Here is a 25,203-nt window from a genome sequence, read left to right on the forward strand (position 1 = left end):
TACATCATACTCAAAAATCATATGTTGTGAGAATGTAAATTTCCAATTTTGCGAGCAAAATCTGTTTTTTGATTTTTCGAAATCAACTTCTAAAGCCTGTTTCTAATGCCAGTTTCTAGCGCCAGCCTCTAGCGCCAGTCTTTAGCACTAGGCCTCAGTCTCAATTTCATCGTCCTTCTGCTGAGACTTGAGTTGCTGCTTGGCCTTCTCCAGCATGGGCGCCAGCTTGGCCGAGGAGTCTGGGGCGAAGAAGGAGTGGCCCGAATCCAACTTGAGTCTATCGTTTTGTTGTAGCAGCAGTTTCTCGACTCTGTGGCTGATGTGGTTGAGATCCCGCTCGGTATCCACAAACACCAGCACCACGAACTGGCTGTGGCTGTAGTGGGCGGCGATGTCGGCGGTGCGTATGGTGTCCTGAATGATGTTGCCCAGCAGGCGGATATGCTTGTCCTCTATTTCGTCGATCAGCGGCGGGTTGGGGTAGAGCTCGAAGAAGAGGATGCCGGCATGGGCACCGAAGCGGCGGCCCAGGTTGAGCTGTCGCGGCGCCATCATGATAAAGCCATAGTGATTGAGCATGCCTGTGTCGCGATCCCGCATCGACAGTGATTCGATGCGCTGGCTCTGACACAATAGCGCCAGGTCCTGTTGCAGTAAGATCTGGAAGGGCTCCAACATGAAGGCGTTGGTGCTGGCGGTCTCCTTGCTGGCCGGATTGATCACACACAGACAACCGAACACTGTGCCGTCGGGCCAGAGGATCGGCCTGGATAGCATGCTGCTGGCAGTGGCGAGATCTTTGGGAAGCTCGGCGTTGGATTCCCGGCTCAGGTCCAGATTGACCCCTTCGGGCTGACTGTTGGCGAGACGGGTGAATAGCTCGAATTTCTCGTTATACAGGGTGCCGGAAAGAAACCTGCGGGTATCGTTGATGGAGCTGACGATGATCTCAAAACCCAGGTCCGTCTGCTGGGCGACAAAGGCGACATCCGCTTCGAAATAGCGTTTCATCAGCTCGCACTGATGCATCCACCTGACTAAGTTGATTTGCGCGTTATCGTTTTCAAGTATACTCACACCCGTGTGAATGTTTTCCGGCAGCATGATCGGCTCTAACCTATTGGTGTTTCAAGTGTGTTAAGTGTGGTAGTCGATTAGCTATTTTGCAAATAACCCGAAGATTTAAGGGGATATTCTTGTTTCTTCACAGCATAGTGAGTTTGTCATGGTGATCCGTCTGGCAACCCGCGCCGACCTCGATGCCATTGCCGCCCTGGAAGCGAACCAGTGGGAGGCCGAGCTTGCCCCAGATCAGCGCGGCGGCATGATGACGGGCCAGAGTTTTAGTCGCCAGCAGTTAGATGAGCTGATTCAGAATCATTGGTTGTTGCTGGCCGAAGTTGGCGGTGAGATCGCCGGTTATGTGATCGCCGGTCGCTGGCCTTTCTTCGGTGACTGGCCCCTCTATCGTTATCTCTTGAAGCGACTCGAGACCGGTCGCTTTGAAACTGGCTCGGGTATAATCAATAAAGCCAATAGCTGCCAGTATGGTCCCATCTGGATAGCGCCGTCCCTGAGGGGGTCTGGCCTGTTTGCCGACATGGTGGCAAAACTCAAGGTGCTAGTGGCACCTCAATATACCTACATGGTTACCTTTATCGCCGAAGAGAACGAACGTTCATTCGCCGCCCACACCCAGAAGGGGGGGATGCAGGTGCTGGACTTCTTCGAGTTCGATGGCCGCGGTTACTATCTGCTGGCGGCCGATACTGCAAGCACTATCTAGGGGGGCGGCCTTATGGCTAGCAATAATACCGAGAGTGACATGAATGAGAGCAAGATGCAAGACTTCCCGCCCCGTCTCGCCCAGCTGCTTGAGCCCTATGCCGGTGTCACCCTCAGCGCCCTGGATAATCTCAAGTTGCTTAACGCCTTGGCGGACCAAGCGGCGCTTAACTATGAGTGTCTCGAGCTCAGCGGCGAGCCGCGCGCGGTTTACGTCGCCAAGTGGCATGAGCACTGGTTTGATTGCGGCTTTAGTAACGCCTACAGCGCCGAGATAAGGCCTATGACGCCGCCATCTGAGGCGCAGTTGGCGACGGCCAAAAAGGTTGAGGTGCCACTGTTAAATGCGCAGCAGCTGAGTTTCATGTGCATGCAGTATGCCCACTTCGATCACTGCTAGCCGGCATTGATGACGTTACAGCAGAGAACTGGAATGAACATATCAAGGATGAGTCGATTGTGATGGTGAGAACCTTTGCCCTGCTGGGCGTGTTATTCAGTGGCTTCCTGGTCTGGCTGATCGTCAGCGCCGATGCCGGGCGCACTAACCCCTTGTTTGAGCTGGCCCATGCGATACCTTTTGGTGACAAGCTGGGGCATATGCTGCTGTTTGGCACCCTTACCCTGTTTGCCGTTGTGGGCAGCAACTTCAGGCGTGTCTCTTTCGGGCGGCTTTCTTTAGGGCGACTTTCTTTAGGGCCACTGGAGGTAAGGCCTTATCTGGGGGCTGTGGTGGTGGCGATTGTGGTGATCATCGAGGAGTGCAGTCAGCAATATTTTCCCAGTCGCAGCTTCGATGGCTATGATCTAGTGGCCGATGGGGTCGGTATCTTGCTCTTCAGCCTGATGAGTCTCTATCTAGAGAAGCGATTATCTACGGGTAATGAGACCTCTCGTCGAGCTTAATATTATCTCATTAACCAAGATACAAAAAAGCCGCCAAAGGGCGGCTTTTTGCTGACTGGCGAGAACCAATCTTACAACTTAGCGTCTGCACGCAGGGCTTCAGCCTTGTCGGTGCGCTCCCAAGGGAACTCGTTACGACCGAAGTGACCGTAAGCCGCAGTTGCCTTGTAGATAGGACGCGCCAGGTCGAGCATTTCGGTCAGGCCATAAGGGCGCAGATCGAAGTGTTGACGAACCAGGCCGATAAGCACTTCTTCAGAGACTTTGCCTGTGCCGAAGGTTTCAACGCTGATAGAGGTTGGCTCGGCCACACCGATAGCGTAAGAAACTTGAATCTCACAGCGATCCGCCAGACCGGCAGCCACTATGTTCTTCGCCACATAACGGGCCGCATAGGCCGCGCTGCGGTCAACTTTTGATGGGTCTTTACCCGAGAATGCGCCGCCGCCGTGACGAGCCATGCCGCCGTAGGTGTCGACGATGATCTTACGACCCGTCAGACCACAGTCACCCATAGGACCACCGATAACGAAACGGCCGGTTGGGTTGATGAAGAACTTGGTCTCCTTGTTCAACCACTGTGCCGGTAGCACAGGCTTGATGATGGTTTCCATCACGCCTTCGATCAGATCAGACTGGCTGACGCTGTCGCAGTGCTGGGTAGAGAGAACCACGGCGTCGATGCCGACGATCTTGTTGTCTTCGTAGGCGAAGGTCACCTGGCTCTTGGCATCTGGACGTAACCAAGGCAGGGTGTTGTCTTTACGCACTTCTGACTGACGCTTCACCAATGCGTGAGCATAGGTGATAGGGGCTGGCATGAGTACGTCAGTTTCGTTGCTGGCGTAACCGAACATCAGGCCCTGGTCGCCGGCGCCTTGCTCTTTAGGATCGGCGCGATCGACACCCTGGTTGATGTCTGGAGACTGCTTACCAATGGCGTTGAGTACCGCACAAGAATCGGCATCGAAGCCCATGTCTGAGTGGGTGTAGCCGATTTCGCGAACCGTCTTACGGGTTAGCTCTTCAATATCGACCCATGCAGAAGTGGTCACCTCACCACCTACCATCACCATGCCGGTTTTGACGTATGTTTCGCACGCCACACGTGCCTTAGGATCTTGCTCTAAGATCGCGTCGAGTACCGCATCAGAAATTTGATCGGCGATTTTATCTGGATGACCTTCTGAGACCGACTCAGAGGTAAACAAGTGCTTTGCCATAATGGAAAAATCTCGTCTTTAAACAATTCGAATGTGTAGAAGTATCTACATCTAGACGGCCATTTTAGTGGAAATCAGATCGGATAACACCCTTTTCGATGAAAATTGTGGAGTAAAACCGGGTAAATATTCTAATGCTTCGGATGAGTTTAAATAAAAGTACAACTTAAAATATTGTTAATGTTGGATTTTTATTGTTGTTATAAGGCCGCGATTTTTTATTGCCAAAGGATCGCTTAGGCCAGTTAGATGAAGATCGCGGCGAGTCGGGTCTGCCTGCTCAGTCTTATGCTCGCAAATTTTGGTGAGGGCGACGGAGAAGTTTAAGCGGCGAGGTGAGGTTTTGCCTGGGGTCATCTTGAGTGTCATCGATGTGCACTTTTTCGCGTCTAGATGGATTTAATCTAAGCTAAAGGGCGAATTTTATTTGCGTCCCATCCGCGAGTAGGGGAAAATATGCCCCCATTGTTGCCCGCAAAATCGGCCCGCAAAATCCCCAACATTCAAATCAGCAGGAGAGAGCATGTCATCTCGTAAAGAACTCGCAAACGCTATCCGTGTGTTAAGTATGGATGCCGTTCAGAAAGCCAACTCTGGTCACCCAGGTGCGCCATTGGGAATGGCCGATATCGCCGAAGTGTTGTGGAATGATTTCCTGAAGCACAACCCGAACAACCCAGAGTGGGTCGACCGCGACCGTTTCATCCTTTCAAACGGCCACGGCTCTATGCTGATTTACTCTCTGCTTCACCTGACGGGTTATGCACTGCCGATGGATGAGCTGAAGAACTTCCGTCAGCTGCACTCTAAGACGCCGGGTCACCCTGAGTATGGTTACACCCCAGGTGTTGAAACCACTACCGGTCCACTGGGCGCGGGTATCAGCAACGCGGTAGGTATGGCGATTGCCGAGAAGACTCTGGCGGCGCAATTTAACCGTCCTGGCCACGATATCGTTGACCACTACACCTACTGTTTCCTGGGCGACGGCTGTCTGATGGAAGGTATCTCTCACGAGGCCTGTTCACTGGCGGGTACCCTAGGTCTTGGCAAGCTGATTGCCTTCTGGGATGACAACGGCATCTCTATCGACGGTCACGTCGAAGGCTGGTTTACCGACGATACCGCCAAGCGTTTCGAATCTTACGGCTGGCATGTGATTGCCGGTGTCGATGGCCACGACAGCGATGCTATCCGCGCGGCAATCGAAGAAGCCAAGTCAGTTACCGACAAGCCAACCATGATCTGCTGCAAGACCATTATCGGTTTCGGTTCACCAAACAAGTCTGGCAGTCACGACTGTCACGGCGCGCCACTGGGCGATGCCGAAATTGCTGCGGCTCGTGAATTCCTGGGTTGGGAACACGGTCCATTTGAGATCCCAGCAGACGTTTACGCGGGTTGGGATGCCAAAGAAGTGGGCGCGGCTAACGAATCTAGCTGGAACGAGAAGCTTGCTGCCTATGAAGCCGCTTACCCAGAGCTGGCTGCGGAATATAAGCGCCGCGTGATCACTGGCGAACTGCCAGCCGACTTCGAAGAGAAGGCGCAGGCCTTCATCAAAGAGTGTCAAGAGAAGGGCGAGAACATCGCCAGCCGTAAGGCATCACAAAACGCTATTGCGGCCTTTGGCGCTATCCTGCCTGAACTGCTCGGCGGCTCGGCTGACCTGGCCGGTTCTAACCTGACCCTATGGTCTGGTTCTAAGGGCATCCAGGAAGATCCAGCCGGCAACTACATCTACTATGGTGTGCGTGAGTTCGGTATGAGCGGCATCATGAACGGTGTGTCGCTGCACGGTGGTTTTATCAACTACGGCGCGACCTTCATGATGTTCATGGAATATGCGCGTAACGCGGTACGTATGTCTGCGCTGATGGGCATTCAAAACATCTTCGTTTACACCCACGACTCTATCGGTCAGGGTGAAGATGGCCCGACTCACCAACCGGTTGAGCAGCTGGCTAACCTGCGCATGACACCAAACATGATGGTATGGCGTCCATGTGATGCGGCGGAAACTGCCGTAGCTTGGAAGATGGCTATCGAGCGTCGTAACGCGCCGACTTCACTGGTATTTAGCCGTCAGGGTCTGCCTGCACAGCCACGCAGCGAAGAGCAACTGGCTAACATCGCCAAGGGTGCTTATGTGTTGCAAGATTGTGCCGGCACACCAGATCTAATCCTGATCGCAACCGGTAGTGAGGTGCAGCTGGCACTGGATTCGGCTAAGGCACTGAGCGAGCAAGGTAAGGCGGTACGTGTGGTCTCTATGCCATCTACCGACGTGTTCGATGCGCAAGACGCCGACTACAAAGAGTCTGTACTGCCTAAGTCAGTCACCAAGCGTGTGGCCATCGAAGCGGCTCACGTCGATTACTGGCACAAGTATGTCGGTTTCGATGGCGCTATCGTTGGCATGACTACCTTCGGTGAGTCTGCTCCAGGCGGCGCGCTGATGAAGCACTTCGGCTTCACCGTTGAGAATGTGGTTGCTAAGGCAAGCGCTATTCTCTAAGGCCTAGTGCCTGCAAAAGGGCATAGGGCAAGCAGTTGCTCTATGCCATGATGACTCGGCTTATCGATAACGATAGGCCGTTGTCGCATCAAGAAAGCCTATCTCAGGACGGTGTTAGGAGTAGAAGCACTTAATGATTAAAGTTGCTATTAATGGTTATGGCCGAATCGGTCGCTCGATTCTTCGTGCTCTCTATGAGTCAGGCAAGCGGGATCAGATTCAGATTGTCGCCATTAATGAACTCGCCAACCCCGAAGCCATGCTTCATCTGACCCAATACGATACCACCCATGGTCGTTTTCAGTCTCCCGCGTCACTCGACGCCAATGTGATGACCATAGGGGATGATCGTATCCAATTGCTCCATGAGGCCGATGCCGAGAAGCTCCCCTGGCAATCCCTGGATATCGATATCGTGTTCGAGGCCACGGGCGCCCTCATCGACCGTCAGGCCTGTGAGGCCCATATCAGGGCGGGCGCCAAACAGGTGCTGATCAGCCATCCCTCATCCGGCGATGTGGACGCTACTATCGTCTACGGCGTGAATCATCAAGATCTCAAGGCCGAACATAAGGTGGTCTCTAACGCCTCCTGCACCACCAACTGCCTGGTGCCCATAATCCAGGTGCTGGACCGCGCCTTTAAGGTACGCAGCGGCGCCATTACCACCATCCACTCGGCGATGAACGATCAGCAGGTGATCGATGCCTATCATGACGACCTAAGACGCACCCGTGCGGCGGGGCAGTCGATCATTCCAGTAGATACCAAGCTGGCCAGAGGGATCGAGCGGATCTTGCCCGAGATGAAGGATAAGTTCGAGGCGATATCTGTGCGCGTGCCGACAATTAATGTGACTGCAATTGACTTATCGGTCACCTTAGATAAACGTGTCGATATCGATACAGTGAACCAGGTATTATCTCAGGCAGCAAATGGCTCATACCAAGGGGTTGTGGGCTATACTAATGCGCCATTAGTATCGTGCGATTTTAACCATGATCCCAGATCCAGTATCGTCGATGGCACCCAGACCCGGGTGAGCGACGGCCATCTGGTGAAGTTGCTGTTGTGGTGTGACAACGAGTGGGGCTTTGCCAACCGTATGTTGGACACCAGTTTAGAGATGATAAAGGCCGTTAGAGCCTGATTTTAAAGATTTTAACCTATGGCCGGTGAAGCGTCCCGGCGGTGGGTAGCCCAGTTTTGCTTTAACTTTTATTTTTAACTTTAAACTTAAGGAAACGTGAAATGGCGATTATCAATATGTCAGCGTTAGATCTTCAGGGCAAGCGCGTGCTTATCCGTGAAGACCTCAATGTCCCGGTCAGCAATGGTGTGGTCACCAGCGATGCGCGTCTGCGTGCCTCTCTGCCAACCATCAAGCTGGCGCTGGAGAAAGGCGCGGCCGTGATGGTGATGTCTCACCTGGGTCGTCCGACCGAAGGCGAGTACAACAGCGAATTCTCTATGCAGCCTGTTGTGGATTACCTGGACAAGGCGCTGGATTGCCCGGTACGTCTGGCTAAAGACTATCTGGACGGCGTAGAAGCCAATGTCGGTGAAGTCGTGGTGTTCGAGAACGTACGCTTCAACGTCGGCGAGAAGAAGAACGACGAGGCGCTGGCCAAGAAGCTGGCTGCCCTGTGTGACGTGTATGTGATGGACGCCTTCGGCACCGCACACCGCGCCCAGGCATCGACTCACGGTGTTGGCCTGTACGCCCCTGTGGCCTGTGCCGGTCCACTGCTAGCCGGCGAGCTGGAAGCCCTGGGTAAGGCGATGGACAACCCGGCGCGTCCGCTGGTGGCCATCGTGGGTGGTTCTAAGGTGTCGACCAAGCTGACCGTACTCGAGAGCCTCTCTGGCATTGTCGACCAGCTGGTCGTGGGTGGTGGTATCGCCAACACCTTCATCGCCGCTGCCGGTCACAACGTGGGTAAGTCTCTCTATGAAGCGGATCTAATCGATGAAGCCAAGCGCCTGGTAGCCAATGCCCAGAGCCGTGGCGGCGACATCCCAGTACCAACTGACGTTGTCGTTGCTAGCGAGTTCAGCCCAACGGCGAGCGCGACCCTCAAGGCGGTCCATCAAGTGGCGGATGAAGATATGATCTTCGACATCGGCCCTGATAGCGCCGAGGCCCTGGCCGAGATCCTCAAGAACGCCGGCACCATAGTCTGGAATGGCCCGGTAGGCGTGTTCGAGTTCGACCAGTTCGGTGAAGGCACCAAGCGTATCGCTCAGGCGATCGCCGACTCTTCTGCCTTCTCTATCGCGGGCGGTGGTGACACCCTGGCGGCGGTCGACAAGTACGACATCGCCGACAAGGTCTCTTACATCTCTACCGGTGGTGGCGCCTTCCTGGAATTCCTGGAAGGTAAGGAACTACCTGCTGTGGCGATGCTGGAAAGCCGCGGCGAATAAGTAAAAAAATAATTAGTATTATAAGAAACCGCCGATAGTCGGGTCGCAAGGAGTTCGCGACCTTTCTGTCGGTATCAAAATCTGTCCAAACGATAGTGACCTCGGTGGTTAAGCGGGCATGGCCCGATTGCCACCCTATTATTGGAGTTAAAAATGGCCTTAATTTCCCTACGTCAACTGCTAGACCATGCCGCAGAGCACGGATATGGCGTTCCCGCGTTCAACGTTAACAACCTGGAGCAGATGCGCGCCATCATGCAGGCGGCTGAAGCCACAGACAGCCCGGTTATCGTTCAGGCGTCAGCCGGTGCGCGTAAGTATGCTCGTCCTCAGTTCCTTAAGTATCTGATGGCGGCGGCGCTCGAGCAGTACCCAGATATCCCTGTGTGTATCCACCAGGATCACGGTACTCACCCTGACGTGTGTCAGCGTTCTATCCAGCTGGGTATGTCTTCAGTCATGATGGACGGCTCACTGATGTCAGACGGTAAGACACCGGCTTCATACGAGTACAACGTCGACGTGACCCGCAAGACGGTAGCTTTCGCCCACGCCTGTGGTGTGTCGGTAGAGGGTGAGATCGGCTGTCTGGGTAGCCTGGAAACTGGTCAAGCCGGTGAAGAAGATGGTGTTGGCGCCGAAGGTATCCTGAGCGAAGATCAGCTGCTGACCACGCCGGAAGAAGCGGCGCGTTTCGTGGCCGATACTCACGTGGATGCCCTGGCCATCGCTATCGGTACCAGCCATGGTGCCTACAAGTTTAGCCGTAAGCCTACTGGCGACGTGCTGCGTATCGACCGCATCAAAGAGATCCATGCACGTATCCCTAACACCCACCTGGTCATGCACGGTTCATCTTCTGTGCCGCAAGAGTGGCTGGAAGTGATCAACCAGTATGGCGGCGCCATCCCTGAAACTTATGGTGTGCCACTGGAAGAGATCGTCGAAGGTATCAAGCACGGCGTGCGTAAGGTTAACATCGACACCGACCTGCGTCTGGCCTCTACCGGTGCGGTACGTAAGTTCCTGGCGGAGAACCCAAGCGAGTTCGACCCACGTAAATTCCTGAAAGCCTCTATGGATGCGATGGCAGACATCTGTACCGTTCGCTACGAAGCCTTCGGTGCGGCGGGCATGGGTTCTAAGATCAAGCCTAAGTCACTGCAGGCCATGTATAAGGCATACCAGTCTGGCGAGTTAGATCCACAGGTGAACTAATTCGGTCTGACGACCCGATATGAATGCTTGATATCAAAGCTTGATATAAAACAAAGGCCCGCCAATTTGGCGGGCTTTTTTTATGGTAAAAACGCCACAAAGAGTAAGGACTAACTCTCGTTATTAGCTGAGCTGTTAGTTCAATATGCTGGAAAGGCAAGCGCAATTTTCATTTCTGTGCGCCGGGTGATACTATTGCGCCAATTTTTAAGGGACTTAGATAAATAGGTAAACAGATAATGAAAAAATTGCTGACGGCTACGGCCATCCTGATGGCGGCCCCTTTCGCAGCGCACGCGGGCGCCGATTTCGTTAAGGGTGACAGAACCTTTGCCGCCGACGCCGAACTGGGTGCGACGGTGACTACGGGTAATACTGAGACGACCTCTCTCAAGGGCCGTCTGGACATGAAGCACGAGCTAGGTAACTGGGAAAACCAATACCTGCTGGAAGCCCTCTACAAAGAGGACAGCGGCGAAGAGACGGGTAAGCGCTACTACGGCCTGGTACAGGGCAACTACAAGTTCAGCGACGTGAACTATATGTTTGCCAACGCCAACCACGAGATCGATCCCTTTACCGGCTTCGATTCTAAGTCGACGGTTTCTGCCGGTTATGGTCACAAGTTTGTCGATACCGAGAAGACGACCTTCGCCGTCGAAGTGGGTCCGGGTTTCCAGTACAAGCGTCTGGACGATGAGAGCGCCGCCGAAGCGGGTTACGACACCGAAGAGAGCTGGGTGGCTCACGGTGTGATGAACTTCGAAACCGAGATCACCGACAACTCTAAGTTTAAGCAGCTGTTTGTGGCCGATTACGGTGAGAGCCTGGAAGGTCGCTCTGAAACCTCTATCACGGCTAACATCGTTGGCGCCCTGGCGATGAAGTTTGCCGTCATCGTGCGTTACAACAGCGAGCCGCTGGACGACAAGAAGAGCACAGATACCGAAACCAACATGACGCTATTGTACTCTTTCTAATAGGGTTTTTATTGGGTTTAAGAGACGCCTTTCGGGGCGTCTTTTTTTTGTCTGAAATCAGGCTGAAATTAAGCCTAAGCGGGCTTAAATCTGTATCGGGATGTATCATAATTATTCAGATAATTTAATGGGTTATGTGCTGATTGTCACGAAAGTCAGCCGGGTAAAATGTCACACTAACAACTAGACGCTAGCCTTAACAGGCGTCGTGATATTTGTGTAATTTCCCCTTAAGTGTGAGACCCGGATGCAGATAGGCTGCTGTTGGTTTGAGCCGTCCCAGTCGACGCTGTCAAATCAGGACAATGACACCAGCTGGCTAATGCCAGGTGCGGAGTTTGCCGTACTTAAATTATTGACCGAGCACCGGGGTCAAGTGATGTCCAATGCCGATCTGTTGGCCTGCCTACCCGAAGATGACGCCAACATGGCACGTCTGGTGCAGGCGGTGGATCGCATCCGCTTCTTTCTCGGCAGTCCGTCGGGCAAGCTGCTGGAGTCGGTGGACGATCAGGGCTATATACTGCACAGCAAACTCTCGCCCCACCGCGAGCTGCTGGGCAATGGACCTATCCGACGCATGACCAAGCAGCAATACATACTGCTGATCTCTCAGCTGCTACTGCTGTTTCTGCTCATCTATTCAGTGTTTGAGCCCTTCAACTATCTGCCCTCGTTAGCCGAGATCATCGGCGAGCAATAACCCCTTCTTCTATCTATGGCCGTGTCCCGCTTGCTGGGCAGGTTTAGCGCTGGTTTAGCTTTGATTTAGACTTAGGCTTTATTTAGCTGACAGCTCTCTGCTGTTGCCGAAAGAGTGGCAAGAGCGGACATAAAAAAAGGGCCACACGTTAGGTGATGGCCCTCAAAGTGGTGCAGTGGGTTAAGTGGAGGGGAGCAGAACCAGTTCGTTGGTCGCCTTGGCACCTTTGATCTCGATACCTACCTTGTATTCCTTCACCGAGCCAGGCGCCGTGTTGGCGTCCCAGTTAAGATCCGTGGCATCGAAGCTGTATTGACCCTTGTCTGTTTCTTGCAGCACGCCCTGGCAATCGCCGGCGGCACTGTCGCATGAGTAGCTCTGGGTCACGTGCCAGTGTTTCCACGCCTTGGCGTTACGTGAGGTGGTGGAGCTATCAGGGAAACCGAAGTAGACGATACGGTAATCCGTGGCATTGGTGATGGCCAGGCCGGCATCATCCTTCAGGGCAAAGTTGAGTGTGCCCGTCTCGCCGTCAAACTCGGCCAGGGTCAGGTTGATGGCCAATGCCTCACCGGCATCTATGGTGTCGGCAACCGGTGGCGGAGTGATCTCGCCGCCGTTGTCATCATTGTCATTGTCGTCGCTACCGCAGCCGCCGCAGATTAGCGCCGTTGCCAGTAGGGCTGTTAATAACTTCTCATTCATGACCTGCTCCTTTAGTTAAAGTGGCCGGTATGGCAAGTCGTACATTCCATGTCAGACTTCACGCTGGCGGCGCTGCCCATGGTGCTCTCTACGCCGTGACAGCTTTGGCAAGCTTGCGCCTCGCTCGAAGGCTTTGATTCAGGCAGGGCAGAGATATCTTCGCCCTTGTAGGCACGGTTAAGTAGCTCGACCACATGGTAGGCCACTGAGGCCGACAGACGCTTACAACGCTCACCCTTCTGGCTGAAGGTAAAGCCTGAGGCCTTAGACCAGTTACTGATAGAGGAGTGACACAGTATGCTGTTGGCAACAGATGACTTACCTACAAGTGCCGTCTTCTCGGCGGTAGAACCGATACCGGCCACGAACTCGTCGCTGGAGAAAGGCAGCTCGGTCACCTCGTAGTAGCGGAAAGAGGCGCCGATCACCGCGGCGTTCTGGCCATTGATGTCGTCGAGTATGTTCACCAGCATACCTGTGGCGTTGTTGTTACCACATACTGTGCCCTGACCCACGATACCGGCCCAACCATAGCCAGCCAGTGCGGTAGGAATCGTTGCAAACTTGGCGGCGTCGGCGCTTTCAGAGTTGGCCAGCATGGTGACTAGGGCGTGAAAGACCTGGTGCATACAGCCGCCGCCTGTCTCGTAGGCGAGCTTGGCCGTTGCCATAGGATCCAGGGGGACATACTTGAGCTTCTCACCCAGTTCCAGTTTGTAGTTACCTTGTTCGTCGGTGGCGGCGAAGGCAGATGTGCCCATTAGGGTTGCGCCTGCCGCGGCGGTGCTGATGCCGATGATTTGGCTAAGTGCTTGGCGTCTATTGATGGTCATGACAATGTCCTCACTTGGATAGATGTTATTTTTGTTGTTGGCGTGGTTAAAGGGATACGCCGGTTTGAACTTGAGGCCAGTGTGGTCTGGGTAGATTGCAAATAGTGTGACCTGGGCTGGATGAAGCTTGGGGCTAGGCGCGCATCTGCCTGCGCCGATTTTTTCGGCGCCTTTTATCGATTTAATTAATTAACACCTCGAGCTTTCATCGTTGTTATGTTTTGCGATGTGAGGTTGGTCACTTTATTTGTAATATTCATGTTAATTTGCGAGGTTTCAGCCAGGGATAAATATTGGGGCTTAGTGCACGAAGAAGGGGGCGGGGATCACAGAGCGCATAACTCCACAACTATTGTAAGGGTATTTTCTAGATGACTTTCGAGGAGATAGAGGGGATCACAGATTTTTTTGCTAGGTTTGCATAAGCTTATGCACAGCGAAATGAAAGAGTAACCAAGATGCAACTGGGTGATTGCCGATTTGACAGACATACAGGCGTGCTCACCAATGAGTTAACGGGTGAAGAGTGGCATCTACCGCGCGCCGAGCTGCAGGTGTTGCTGCTCCTGCTGGCCAATAGTGACAAGGTAGTGGCTAAGCGCGTCTTAGGGGCGGGGGATGACGAGCATCCGCCATTAAGCGATTCGTCGGTGGCGCGGGCGGTATTTATGCTGCGCTCCTTCCTCGGTCCGCTGCACGAACACATGATAGAAACCGTTAAGGGCAAGGGCTATCGCCTGCGCCTGGATAGCGGCGTTCCCTCGTCTGTGCATCATACCGATAACGCCTCGGCAAACGGCGAGCCCCATGGCCTTGGCGAGCGGATCGAGGCTGTGCTGGCCTGGCTGTTTGGCAAGCGTCATCGCTGGATAAAGCTGTGGATTGGCCTTATCGTCCTGCTGCTGGGGGCGCTGGTCTCCTTGCAGCTCTTCTCCTCGGTCAATTTCGAGGCGCAACATACAGAGCCCTATCTGCGCCATGGCATCACCTTGGAGTCGGGGCAGAAGGTGATGTTTATCAGCTACGCCAAGTCCAAGACCAATAACACCTCGCTACTGCGCCTGTCAGAGAAGATGTCCCAGGCGTTCGAGCGCTGTGAGTCCTCGCCCTGGAAAGAGGTCTATATGTCGCTCTCCCACGATAAGCAGGTGTTTAACATCACCATGCGCGGCGAGAGGATGGGACAATCTCTGGTGCGCAACCTTAAGTTAACCGATTACAGGCAGCAGAAGGTGTTTATCTCCGAGGCCTGGTTTAAAGAGGTATCTTTGTGTGAATAGAAAGGTGCTGTGGGCGATCAATATTATCGTGCTGGGGCTGCTGGCGATTAGCATCACCATCAGCTATCGCTACCTCAATCCCAGCGAAACCCTGATGCTCAGTTGTAGCTCTGAGCTGTTCGACCGCCGCGACGACGCCCAGGCGGAGGGGCGCCACTATCTCTTGGTGGATATCATGGCCAAGAAGCAACAGGCGCAGATCAACTACCGCTACTTCAATCTCGACGGCACCTCGGCGGGGATCATACGCATGCAGGGCAAGTACCTCGAGTTCGATGAGGCTAACGGCCGCTATAACTTCTCGGTTGAGACCAAGGAGGAGAGCGGCGCCGAGTCGACAGATGCCATGCCAAGACACATGCAGTACCTCTCCTATATCAGCTCCTTTAACTTAGACAGCAAGGGGATGCACAACCTCTCTATCGAGCCGCTGGAATTAGATCCCCACAGGGACTATGCCGTGGTATTGTTTCAGCCGAGTAACACCGTCTGCGGCTGCCGTATAGTGCAATAGCCGCACTTGGGCTATACTCAGGATGTGCATTTCTAAATTACTGAAATAATTCTATTATTCTGAGGTTTTGTGTCTAAGGTTAATATCAAGCAGGAAGAGTCTCTGTCGATCAAGTTTACCCATCAGATGAAGGTGGGCGACCATAGACGACTCGACCTCTATTTCTTTCTGCCCAAAGAGATGGGGATCAATCCCCAGAGCCTCGACGAAGAAGAATATTATCACGCGGCCATCGCCGGCCGGCGCTCCTATTACTCCTCCGGGCTGCATCTGCCGCTGGTGCAGGGGCGTTTCATCAGTCAGAAGAAGCGTACCGTCGAGGAGTTTAGGCTTTACCTCAACCTGTTTGCCTACCAGTTTGCCGTGGCTATCGAGACCGACAGCAAGGAGCTGGCGCAGGTGGAGGATGTGGAGCAGTTCTACGCCTCCCTCAAAGATCTGAGCGAAATCGTCACTCAGCTACTGAAGAAGTTTCGCCGTAACGAGCCCAGCGATCCTAAGTGGAAGCACTACTTCGAGAATGCCGACAACTACCTCTCCTGGTTCTGCGAGCAGCGCCTGTTGAAACTCATGTCCCACGCGCCCCGCAGCAGTGACTACAGCGAGGTGGTGGAGGAGGTGATCAACCTGTGCCGCAGCGAGAACAGTTACCGCGACAGCAAGAACTACAACTCCTCCCAGACCCAGAGTGACCCGAACCGCATCTCCAACAAGATGCTGCTGCTGCGCCGCCTGATCCAGCAAGGGGTTGTGTTGAAAGAGGAGCAGAAGCGTCTCGGTGTGGGCCTGAAGAAGATGACCACGGGCATAGCCACCGCCTTCGTCATGTTGGTGGTTTCAACGCTCATCATCAAGGCCCAGGGGATCTTCAGCGGCCTCACCATGGCCTTGGTGTTCACCCTGGCGGTGATCTATGGTTTTCGTGAGATCTTCAAGGAAGATATTCGCAATGCCCTGTGGCGGGTGATCCAGAAGGGCCGTCCCCGCTGGAGCCGCATTCTGCGGGACACCACCAGCCAGGCGATGATCGCCAAACAGCACGTGTGGATCGATTTTGTTAAGTCTAAGGATCTCCCCGAGGAGATAGACGAGATATTGAAGCGCCGCCACAGCCAGAACAAGCTGGACGCCGACATACTCCACTATGGCATCAACTCGCGCATCGCCAGCAAAGATTTCCTCGCTGGCTACTCCACCATACAGGAGCAGGTAAACTTTAGCCTGGCCCCCTTCGCCCGCTACCTGGAGCGCGGCAAGGCCAAGATCTACAAGGAGGCCGACGGTAAGATCAGCAGCGACTCGGTAGAGCGCCGTTACCAGATCAACCTGGTGCTCTCCCTGCAAGAGGGCCGCAAGCCACCCCAGTTTGCCCGCTACAAGATCACCATGAACCGCTCCACCATAGTGGATATCAGTGAGAGTGCGCTACCAGATGGGGTAGAGGCCATTGGGATGGAACACGATGAGACTGAGGGCTAACTTGCCCTTAGTAGAAGTTTTCAGCTTCGACTGACTTTGCTCTGAATTAGTGGATTCTAGCGTTAACCTTCATTGTTTTGAATTGCCTGCGGAAGGTGCAGTGCATGGATGCACCAATGTCGCGATCACATGGATGTGAATGAGCGACCTTACGTGCAGATACGCCTGTGAGACGCCGCAAGTACGTTCCCTGTAGGCTCTGCCGAAACATCTGACCTCCATGGATGATGAGATGGACACCTCTTGTGAAGTCGGCGTCAAAAGCGCCATATTGAATTTGCACGTTCAATATCAACAAAAGGTGTCCACTATGAAAGTTACTCTAATTGGTATCGATTTGGCAAAAAACGTCTTTCAAGTTTGCGGCGTGAATCAGGCTTGTAAATCTGCATTTAATCGTGCACTTCGTCGACATCAACTTATGGCGTTTCTAGCTCAATATCCTGATGCAATCATAGCAATGGAAGCCTGTAGCGGTTCAAATTACTGGGGAAGAAGCTTAAAAGCCCAAGGTTATCAGGTAAGGCTAATTCCCCCTCAGCATGTGAAGCCATTTGTCAAAGGCAATAAAAATGACCGTAATGATGCCTTCGCCATTTGCGAAGCAGCGCATAGACCCAACATGCAGTTTGTAGAACCAAGAACCCTAGAGCAGGTTGATATGATGTTGGCGCATCGAGTCAGAGAAAGGCAGGTCGACGCCAGAACAACATTGATTAATCAAATCAGAGGCCTGCTAAATGAATATGGCATTGTCATCGCAAAAGGCAAAGAAAGCCTTAAAGCAGCATTACCTGACTTAATTGAAGATGCAGAAAATGGATTAACCGAAAGAGCTCGAGTCCACTTTACGCTGCTACACCAAGAGTGGGGCGCGATTGATGAAGCCATAAAGTCATCAGAAAAGGATATCAAACAGCAAGCCCTGGCTTCCGAAGGAGCTAAACTGCTAATGCAAATAAAGGGAATAGGAGAGATTACGGCAACAGCCGTAGTCTCTTTTGCTGGTAATGGTTCGTCCTACAAGAATGGTAGACATTTCTCAGCCAATATCGGTTTAGTACCTAAGGAACATTCAAGCGGTGGAAAACAAAATCTTGGTGGGATAACCAAGCGAGGTAACCGTTACCTCAGGAAGCTACTCATTCAATGTGCTTGGTCGATTATCAGGCACTGTAAAACAGCGCAAGATAGGTTGTCTGTTTGGGTTAAAACGCTCATCGAACGGCGTGGCAGTCACAAGTCTGCAGTCGCGCTGGCTAATAAGTTAGCAAGAACTGTTTGGGCCATTCTATTTAAGAAAACAGAGTTCAGAGCTGTTTAAATTTAAAGTTTAGAGTAAAGCAAACCATGTACTGCTAAATAGTAATGTAACAACAGGTAATACCGGCCTCTACAACCCCTGAGAGAATCCATGAACCAAAGAGTTCGGACGGACGGTTAAGGCATAGAGGCGCGGTTCTCATTAAGGCCAGAGCACAAAGATGCTCATAAACAGGTCGGATATACGGATGCAGTAATATCTTTTGTTACTAACAAATTAGCTATTGAATCTATCGAGGTGTCCATATATGGAGGGAATGCCAAAAAATGTAGGGAACATTTTTGGCCCTGTTTCGGAAGCTCACCGGCGTATCTACACCTAGTTATTCATCTCTTCGATTTAGCAGCATTTTGTACCAGTGCTTCGGTGCTAAATTTTATTTAACCATTTGAAATATATGGTTAAACTGCTATTTTTAAATACGTATCAAAAAGTAGCTTTACTTGAAACTTTAGCTAATAAAGATTTTCCCAATGTCACTGCTCTTGATGCCATTGAGATTGTTTGATCAATATTATCTATAAAAATTCGTAATTCTCGCTGTAATTCTCTACTTGCTCGGTTAAAGGTCTTCTCTAAATTTGGAAGTTCTTCCATTGTAGTGAGCAGACTTACGAAACCATCGCGTCCGCCCTGAGCTCCGTCTTGCAGTGATTCAAAGCCAGATATAAAGTTTCCAATACCTTCTTTAGATTCTTCATCGTGATTCTGACTTGAAGTTAAAACGATCTCGATACTTGTTTCTAATATTTTATTTAATTCTCTATAATTTTCATTTTTTGGTTTTAAAAAGCTTGCATAATCATCGACGTGAATAGCTAAATCTTTTATTAAGTTTCGTCTCTGTTTAGTCGTCAAACTATTTGTAGTAAGCGTTTGGGTAGTCTTGGTTATTTCAGGCGTTAATTCATCTACCATTTTACTGCCGACGATATTTACAATGTCTGTTAAGTCCTCAAAGTTTTCTTCAACTTGTACAATATGGTCTAAAAAACCTAATTCTAACTCTAGCTCTTTACTACTATCGTGAACAACAACAGGGAATACCGGAGTGCTATCAGCTCGAGTATTTGCATAATCTTTAACAGGGTTACCAAAAGGCAGCGTTCCTTTTGAAGCTTCTTGAGCCAGTTGAAGAAGCTCAGTCTTTGCTTCATGCATTCTAGAAAAGTGCGTGGAATAACCTATTACTCTGTATGATTTTAGATCAAAAGGAAGTTCGTCAATCTCTTGAGTTATAAGTACTACTTTTTTTTGCATCGCATGAGCAATACCAAGTTCATAATATACATTGGCATTAGAATCTGTTAGATCTGCAACGATTAAATCACTCTCCATAATGCCTTTGACAATATCCTCTAAAATATTGCTTTGACTTTTAATGTCATCAGCTCTTTTTACTTCATATCCTGCATCAATAAGCGCTCCTTTTATCAAAAAATCGTACACCTCATTTAATGATTCAGTAAATGGCATTAGTATAAATGCGTTCTTATATTCCATTTTATAACTCCAGTGAAATTTTAATTACCTGCACATCCGGTCGATAATGGCTCAATTACAACCTTGGATTTTCTGTGTCTAAAAAGTGAGGGCAAAGTAAATTTTTAAGAGAGTTGATTTGGCGCATAATTGAATGGCTTCTTCTTCCTTAAATGGCGTGCTCGTTAGATTGATGACGAGTTTGCCCAGCTCTGTCCTTAACTGGTTATACTTTAATCTATCTTGTTAGTTGGGCTCAAGAGCGCTTATCGTATTTATGTGAAGTATTTTGATTAAGAAAGAATGACTTGTGTCTGCGGGCAACAGAAATCGCTTAATCGAAGAGGCGTTGGATGCCCAGTGTAAACACGATTTTGGCCCTCGGCGGCAGGGAAGCCGCCGTGGAGCGTATAGGGACATATTCACAGCGTGCCAAAATAGTGTTTGCACGATCCCCGCCGGACAGGCGTTAGGTTGCCATGAAGGTACGACCTTCAACTCGCATCCCAACAACAAACTCGGTAGACGCTACAGCAGCGAAATGTGAACAAACAAGCCCGCCGGACAGGCGTTAGATTGCCATGAAGGTACGACCTTCAATCCCCTAGTCAATTCAAGTAAGGGTAAAGCCAGAAACCATTGAAGCAAATAATGACGTTAAATCGAAGAGGCGTTGGATACCCAGTGTAAACACGATTTTGGCCCACGGCGGCAGGGCCAAAAATGTTCCCTACATTTTTTGGCATTCCCTACATCCATGTAGGTCAGTACTGCCGCGGAGCGTATAGGGACATATTCAAACAACTTCCTTGTTTAAAGGCCAGTTCGGCATCCATGCCTCTCGTTCGTTAGTTTGAAGCTGTGCTTCACTCACCGTGCCAAAATAGTGTTTGCACATGCGTCGTTCCTTCACATCCCTGTGATCACGACATTGGTACATCCATGTACAGCACCCGCCGGGCAGGCGTTAGATTGCCATGAAGGTACGACCTTCAACTCGCGTTCCAACAAAAGTTCAGGTAGACGCTACAACACAGAAAATTCGAATGAATACACTGCTCGTATGGCACCCTCTAATTGCTAAACAAAAAGTTTAGCGGCAAAAAAAGCACCCGAAGGTGCCTTTGACATTGCAGGGTGGAACTCGGTGCTCGGTGAGGGCGAGCACCTTTGGGTCTTACAGTTGATGACCGTGAGCGTGCATCAGCTTCTCAGGTGTATGGCAGGTCGCACAGGCTTCGCGTGCCGCCTTGGCGCTGGCCTTGTCGGCACCTATGTAGGCGCCGTTGCCCTCCATATGAGCCACGGCTGCCTCAGAGAGATACTTCTGGTGACAGCTCATGCAGGCTGCGGCATCGGATGAGGCGTACCAGGTCGCTACCGGGTTGACCGCAGGGTCGTTGCTCTTGCCTGGGATGAAGCTAGGTACCGTATGGGCTTGTCCTGGGTTACGGCCCAGTTCAAAGCCGTAGGACAGGCCGCCCCAGCCTTGCTCGGCCGAGTGACAGGTCATGCAGTCGGTCTTTAGCAGGGTGCCGCTGCCGCCATGACCATTGTCGTGGCCTTTTGCCTTGTGGGCCTTGAACATAAAGCTGGTGGACTTCATCTCACCCCAGGCAACGGCGTCACCGTTGGCGTCTTCGACCGCGCCCAGCTTCTTGTCATTGGTGTGGCAGGCGATACAGTTGACGCCGTTTGAGTCATGATAGAACTCAAAGCTGTGGCAGCCATAGCAGCTTTGACTGTCGATGATGGCGCGGCGATCGGCCACCACGGCTTCACTGTCATCAAGCACGGTGCGTAAGGCATCGGTCTGCACATAGGCAGGGTAGGCGTTGTCGGCATCGCAGCTAACACGGGTGCCGCTGCCTTCTGCAAAGCAAACCTTGAGTACAGGCAGGATTTCCAGCGAGCGTGAGGCGATGTCGACTGGGAAGTTCATCGCGACCTTTACACTGACGCTGTTGTCGGCATTCCAGGTTGCCTTGGTGGGATCTTTGATGTCGATACGGCGCTGGCTGTAGGGCGACTGATCATAGTCGGGATAATCTTTCTCGACGTCCCAGCTAACCACCATGTAAGGCTTGCTGTAGCCAAGCTTGTAGACCTCTTGCTGGCTCACCAGGTTACCGGCTGGATCTGTGATGGCCATGTCGAAACTGATTTCGTTGGCGGCAGAGATGGCGACCTTGCTGACGGTGACATCATAGTCTTTCGCTGCCTGATAGGGCTTGGCATGATCGCCATGCACTGCGGCGCTATGGCAGTCGGTGCAGCTTAGCGCCGGGTTCTTGTCTGACTGATGCTGGGCTGGCGAGTCGGTATGACAGCCAGTACAGGCGTTGGCGTTGGCGTTGGCAAGCCAGAGATCTTTGTCTGCCAAGTTGTTATCTTCGACATGGCAGGCCGCGCAGTCCATGAAGGGTTTTGTCGGGAAGGCGGGGTAATCGAAGGCATGATCGCCACCGTAGCCGGCGATGGTGTATGGCATGGGCACCACATTGCCATCTGCGTCTTTACCTTCACGGTGTGGCCCCATATGGATGGCATGGACCATGTGGCCAAACTCTACAGAGATGGCATTGGGATCTGTGACTATACCGTTATGACAGGCCTGGCAGTTCTCCAGGTCCAGGCGACGGCCGCCGTGTGCCTTGAGGCTATCGACTTGGTGGCAGGTGTAGCAGGTCTGCATGGTCACCAGCTCTCGGCTCTCTATGCCTTCGCTGCCGTTGGTGGAGGGGATCCAGTCGAAGTGAGCATTCTCTGCCAGCTCATGGCCCGAGTCATATTCGAACTGCATCTCAATGGCGATACGTTGAGTCAGATCAGGGTTAAACTCGATACCGGCGGCATCTTCGGCGGTGAGCAGGTTGGTGTTAAAGGTGTAGGTGTAGCTACCATCATTATGATCGACTAGGCATTCGATACAGTCTTTAATCTTCTCGAAACCTTGCTCAAAGGTGGTGCCGTCGTCGTTAGTAGTGTCGTTGAGCAGGGATATCCATTGTTTCAGGTCGCTGCCCTCATGGGTTTGCAGCTGTGCCAGTGAGAAGCGGAAATCGTGAAACGGATTCTCACCACTTAACCCAAACAGGCCTACGCCTTGGCGATTTTCCAGCTCAAAGTCCACGCTAATGATACCGTCGGCGTAACTGGCATTGGTGATATTGGCGATAGCGTCTTCAGCCATATCAATATGTAAACCGACGGCGCCAGGTGTGCCCGGTGTACCGGGTTGACCATTTTCACCGTCGATACCATCTTTTCCATCATTCCCATCTCCACAGGCCGACAGCATCATTGCCGAAGCGATAAGTGCCGCCAGTGTGGTTGTTTTTGTTGTTATCATCATTTTTTCTCCAAGATAAACCACTGGGGTTATAGCCAGGAGAAATGTTAAAGAAGCGGGCTTTTGTCAGATATGAAGCACATCACCTTAATAATAAAGTTTTCAGTTGCATAAAACGCTGTTTAGTTTTGAGTTTGCTTGGTGTTTGCTTTGCTCGCGCCCATGCTTTTAGTGTATTGGTCTGTTTGGCTTACTGTTACCAGTGAGGCATCTCGCTTTTTAGAAAGTGGAACTCTCATATTCATATTATGCAAATGGCAAAAGTGAATTTTATCTGCAAAGGCCTAATTCTATCTATCCTTATGTTTAATATGAAGTATTCTGTTTTTATGGTGTCGGGTTATTCCCGGTTGTCGGTTATCTGTGTCCGAGAGGCATGGCGTTTTTCTATGTCACATATTTAACAAATGCACGGGGGAAGAGACAAAACTTTGCACTGGATAAACGTAATGCCAGGTGACTTAGCGTACATTAGCTAACGGCACTTAAGCCTAATTTAAGGCGATTCTTCAAGGAGAGGCATGAGCAAGATTAATACTAATACCCTGTTCAATATTAAAGTGTTTGTCTTACTGTTTGATACCTTAAATGCCACTGAGGTGGCCCAGCAACTCGGGGTGGCATCTTCTAAAGTCAGCCGGAGTTTAAAGGCATTACGCCACTCCTTCGGTGAACCCTTGTTTGTCCGCAGGCAGCATGGTTTCGAACACACGCCTTTTGCCCAGAGCATCTATCCTCACCTGAAGCAGATGTTAGCCCTGTCTGAGGCGAGTCTCTCCTGTGCCAGTAAGGATACCGAGCAGTCTCATACCGAGCTTACTATTGCCTGCCCGCCCCCTATTTCGCTAAACCTGTTAAGTTATCTTCAGGACAAGGCCTCGCAGCTTAAGCAGCGTTATACCTTCAATATCAAGCCTTGTAGCAATGATATCGACAAGCTACTTATTCGTCAGAATGTGGATTTAGCCATTACCCTGAGGGCATTTAATTCTGAGCGTCTATCGTCTGACTTTGTCGCGCGGGCAGACGCCTATGTGCTGGTGGGCAATCAGCAGCATCCGATTTTCCATCACGAAGCCCGGGCGGATATTGAGGCTATGCTGCAATATCCCTATATAAGCTTTAACGGTCATGAGCTGGAGCAGGAGCATGACCCGCTTATCCTCTATGCACTAGACAGGGGATTGCCCATTAACCTGGTTGCTAAGGTCTGTTTGCTGTCGGATCTCATGATTCAGCTGGAGCGTAGCGATGCATTAACCTTTATCTGTTATCGCGATGCGGTCGCCTTCCTATGTGCTAAGGCGAATCTGTCGGCCCTGGCGTTGCCGGAGGATCAAAACAGGCTACTCAATCGCCGCGCCGATGGTCATCGCCACTACTTAACCAAGCTGAGGGAAGGGGGGAACAGGCCGCCATGGTTGGAGCAGGAGATAGCTTCCTATATCCAGGGAAATGTCATTCTCAACTGTGAAGGAGCTGGCTATGCCAAAGGATAAGCTGCTGGATATTTCCTTAGCGACCATAGAGATATTCTGCCAGGTGTATGTGAAGAAGAACGCCATCGAGGTGGCAAATCATTTAGACCTGTCACAGCCCAAGGTAAGCCGTGCCCTGGCGGCACTGCGTAACGTATTCGATGATCCTTTGTTTATTCGCAGGGAAAGCCAGTTTCAAGCGACAGACAGGGCCCACGACCTCTACCCTCTGTTTAACGAGATGCTGGCGTGTCGTCAGCAAGTGGATCTCTTGATGCGTGGTGTGACTGGGGCGGTTCACGACCATGTTGAAATCGCCACCGTGCCTCAGTTGGAAGTTAATTTAACCCAAAGCGTCAAGCAGGCCGCTTATCGTGTCTTTGACAGCGAGTTGATGGTGAGCACGTCCCCCTGGGGAGAATCGACCCAGCAACAACTGCTCAACGACGAGATCGCCGCTGCAATCTGTTTTGAGCGGGCAAATGATCGCGCCATCTTGTCTAAATCCGTTATTCAGCATCGTGGCGGCTATCTTGTTGCTCGGGAAGATCATCCCATCTGGCAGGCGCCCAATGTGGATAACATGATCGATTACCCCTTGGTTAAGCTGAGGACCATGCCGTTCCCCGCCAACAAGTCGCCGCTGGGAAACTATGCCAAGCGAGTCGGGAAGCAGTTAGAGATCTATGCCACGGCGCCCGATTTGGGTAGTGCGGCCAACAGCCTGTTAAATTCAGATGCCATCATTATCATCGGCGTGAAGGGAGCCGTAAACTTCCTGAGAAACATCAAAGGGCTGCGCGCACAGCAGATAGAGCTTGTGCAGGACAACATCATCTTGGAAAACTTCAGCCACCCCACAGTCTATCTATGGCTAAGGCTCGATGCGAGTGGCAAGGTGACGACGCCATTTTGGCTGCAACACTGCCTGGAAGATTACATCCTTTCCATGCATCAGTAATGCTGATTCCGTCAGGCGTCTAGTGTGGGCTTTAG

General features: G+C 51.7%; 21 protein-coding genes. 15 read left to right on the top strand and 6 right to left on the bottom strand.

Annotated features, from left to right (window positions below; genetic code table 11):
- Positions 1-147: 147 nt before the first annotated feature.
- On the bottom strand, positions 148-1,104 hold the full coding sequence (locus tag K0H81_RS03870; protein WP_144199454.1) for a nucleotidyl cyclase domain-containing protein: 957 nt from the start codon (positions 1,102-1,104) through the stop codon (positions 148-150).
- 121 nt (positions 1,105-1,225) lie between these two features.
- Between K0H81_RS03870 and K0H81_RS03875 the strand changes: the two genes are divergently transcribed.
- The 3 genes from K0H81_RS03875 to K0H81_RS03885 are packed head-to-tail and all read left to right on the top strand — an operon-like array spanning position 1,226 to position 2,691.
- Entirely contained in the window at positions 1,226-1,786 is a 561-nt protein-coding gene (locus tag K0H81_RS03875; protein ID WP_220059957.1) for a GNAT family N-acetyltransferase, read from the top strand.
- 12 nt (positions 1,787-1,798) lie between these two features.
- Positions 1,799-2,185, top strand: coding sequence for a hypothetical protein (locus K0H81_RS03880; RefSeq protein ID WP_220059958.1), 387 nt, complete (start codon positions 1,799-1,801; stop codon positions 2,183-2,185).
- Between the two features lie 59 nt (positions 2,186-2,244).
- Complete coding sequence (locus tag K0H81_RS03885; protein ID WP_220059959.1) at positions 2,245-2,691, top strand: VanZ family protein; 447 nt, start codon at positions 2,245-2,247, stop codon at positions 2,689-2,691.
- Between the two features lie 71 nt (positions 2,692-2,762).
- On the opposite strand, the gene metK is transcribed toward K0H81_RS03885, so the two are convergent.
- The gene (metK, locus tag K0H81_RS03890; protein ID WP_011864557.1) at positions 2,763-3,914 is read right to left on the bottom strand and encodes a methionine adenosyltransferase; all 1,152 of its coding nucleotides are present in this window, start codon (positions 3,912-3,914) and stop codon (positions 2,763-2,765) included.
- Between the two features lie 523 nt (positions 3,915-4,437).
- Here metK and tkt point away from each other — a divergent pair.
- From tkt to K0H81_RS03920, 6 genes are all read left to right on the top strand, one after another.
- On the top strand, positions 4,438-6,432 hold the full coding sequence (gene tkt / locus K0H81_RS03895; RefSeq protein WP_220059960.1) for a transketolase: 1,995 nt from the start codon (positions 4,438-4,440) through the stop codon (positions 6,430-6,432).
- Positions 6,433-6,565: 133 nt separating this feature from the next.
- Positions 6,566-7,582, top strand: coding sequence for an erythrose-4-phosphate dehydrogenase (gene epd, locus K0H81_RS03900; RefSeq protein WP_144199445.1), 1,017 nt, complete (start codon positions 6,566-6,568; stop codon positions 7,580-7,582).
- Between the two features lie 101 nt (positions 7,583-7,683).
- Complete coding sequence (locus K0H81_RS03905) at positions 7,684-8,859, top strand: phosphoglycerate kinase (protein WP_220059961.1); 1,176 nt, start codon at positions 7,684-7,686, stop codon at positions 8,857-8,859.
- A gap of 153 nt (positions 8,860-9,012) precedes the next feature.
- Positions 9,013-10,077, top strand: coding sequence for a class II fructose-bisphosphate aldolase (gene fba / locus K0H81_RS03910; protein WP_011864561.1), 1,065 nt, complete (start codon positions 9,013-9,015; stop codon positions 10,075-10,077).
- A gap of 239 nt (positions 10,078-10,316) precedes the next feature.
- Positions 10,317-11,057 (top strand): DUF481 domain-containing protein, encoded by a 741-nt coding sequence (locus K0H81_RS03915; protein WP_144199441.1) that lies wholly within the window; start codon positions 10,317-10,319, stop codon positions 11,055-11,057.
- A gap of 247 nt (positions 11,058-11,304) precedes the next feature.
- Positions 11,305-11,760 carry a winged helix-turn-helix domain-containing protein gene (locus tag K0H81_RS03920; RefSeq protein ID WP_011864563.1) on the top strand — a complete coding sequence of 152 codons (456 nt, stop codon included), beginning with the start codon at positions 11,305-11,307 and terminating at the stop codon, positions 11,758-11,760.
- 180 nt (positions 11,761-11,940) lie between these two features.
- Here the strand turns inward: K0H81_RS03920 and K0H81_RS03925 are convergent, their stop codons facing one another.
- Positions 11,941-12,465: a hypothetical protein gene (locus tag K0H81_RS03925; protein ID WP_220059962.1), complete on the bottom strand. Its 525-nt coding sequence runs from the start codon at positions 12,463-12,465 to the stop codon at positions 11,941-11,943.
- A gap of 11 nt (positions 12,466-12,476) precedes the next feature.
- Positions 12,477-13,298, bottom strand: coding sequence for a cytochrome c3 family protein (locus tag K0H81_RS03930; RefSeq protein ID WP_011864565.1), 822 nt, complete (start codon positions 13,296-13,298; stop codon positions 12,477-12,479).
- Positions 13,299-13,756: 458 nt separating this feature from the next.
- Between K0H81_RS03930 and K0H81_RS03935 the strand changes: the two genes are divergently transcribed.
- The 4 genes from K0H81_RS03935 to K0H81_RS03950 all read left to right on the top strand — a co-directional run bounded on the left by K0H81_RS03935 (position 13,757) and on the right by K0H81_RS03950 (position 17,895).
- On the top strand, positions 13,757-14,578 hold the full coding sequence (locus K0H81_RS03935; RefSeq protein ID WP_220059963.1) for a winged helix-turn-helix domain-containing protein: 822 nt from the start codon (positions 13,757-13,759) through the stop codon (positions 14,576-14,578).
- A complete protein-coding gene (locus K0H81_RS03940; protein WP_220059964.1) occupies positions 14,571-15,092 on the top strand; it encodes a hypothetical protein in 522 nt (173 codons plus the stop codon). The genes K0H81_RS03935 and K0H81_RS03940 overlap by 8 nt, the downstream gene beginning before the upstream one ends.
- Positions 15,093-15,161: 69 nt before the next feature.
- Entirely contained in the window at positions 15,162-16,571 is a 1,410-nt protein-coding gene (locus K0H81_RS03945; protein WP_220059965.1) for a hypothetical protein, read from the top strand.
- 310 nt (positions 16,572-16,881) lie between these two features.
- Positions 16,882-17,895, top strand: a complete 1,014-nt coding sequence (locus K0H81_RS03950) for an IS110 family RNA-guided transposase (RefSeq protein ID WP_220059966.1) — start codon at positions 16,882-16,884, stop codon at positions 17,893-17,895.
- Positions 17,896-18,321: 426 nt separating this feature from the next.
- On the opposite strand, the gene K0H81_RS03955 is transcribed toward K0H81_RS03950, so the two are convergent.
- Both K0H81_RS03955 and K0H81_RS03960 read right to left on the bottom strand, forming a co-directional pair.
- Complete coding sequence (locus K0H81_RS03955; RefSeq protein WP_220059967.1) at positions 18,322-19,398, bottom strand: hypothetical protein; 1,077 nt, start codon at positions 19,396-19,398, stop codon at positions 18,322-18,324.
- A gap of 1,156 nt (positions 19,399-20,554) precedes the next feature.
- Positions 20,555-22,732 (bottom strand): OmcA/MtrC family decaheme c-type cytochrome, encoded by a 2,178-nt coding sequence (locus K0H81_RS03960; protein ID WP_220059968.1) that lies wholly within the window; start codon positions 22,730-22,732, stop codon positions 20,555-20,557.
- Between the two features lie 518 nt (positions 22,733-23,250).
- Here K0H81_RS03960 and K0H81_RS03965 point away from each other — a divergent pair.
- Positions 23,251-24,228 carry a LysR family transcriptional regulator gene (locus K0H81_RS03965; RefSeq protein WP_220059969.1) on the top strand — a complete coding sequence of 326 codons (978 nt, stop codon included), beginning with the start codon at positions 23,251-23,253 and terminating at the stop codon, positions 24,226-24,228.
- Positions 24,215-25,168: a LysR family transcriptional regulator gene (locus tag K0H81_RS03970; protein ID WP_220059970.1), complete on the top strand. Its 954-nt coding sequence runs from the start codon at positions 24,215-24,217 to the stop codon at positions 25,166-25,168. Before K0H81_RS03965 ends, K0H81_RS03970 begins: the two co-directional genes overlap by 14 nt.
- Positions 25,169-25,203: the final 35 nt, after the last annotated feature.

It is taken from the genome of Shewanella halotolerans (assembly GCF_019457535.1).
Taxonomy (GTDB): domain Bacteria; phylum Pseudomonadota; class Gammaproteobacteria; order Enterobacterales; family Shewanellaceae; genus Shewanella; species Shewanella halotolerans.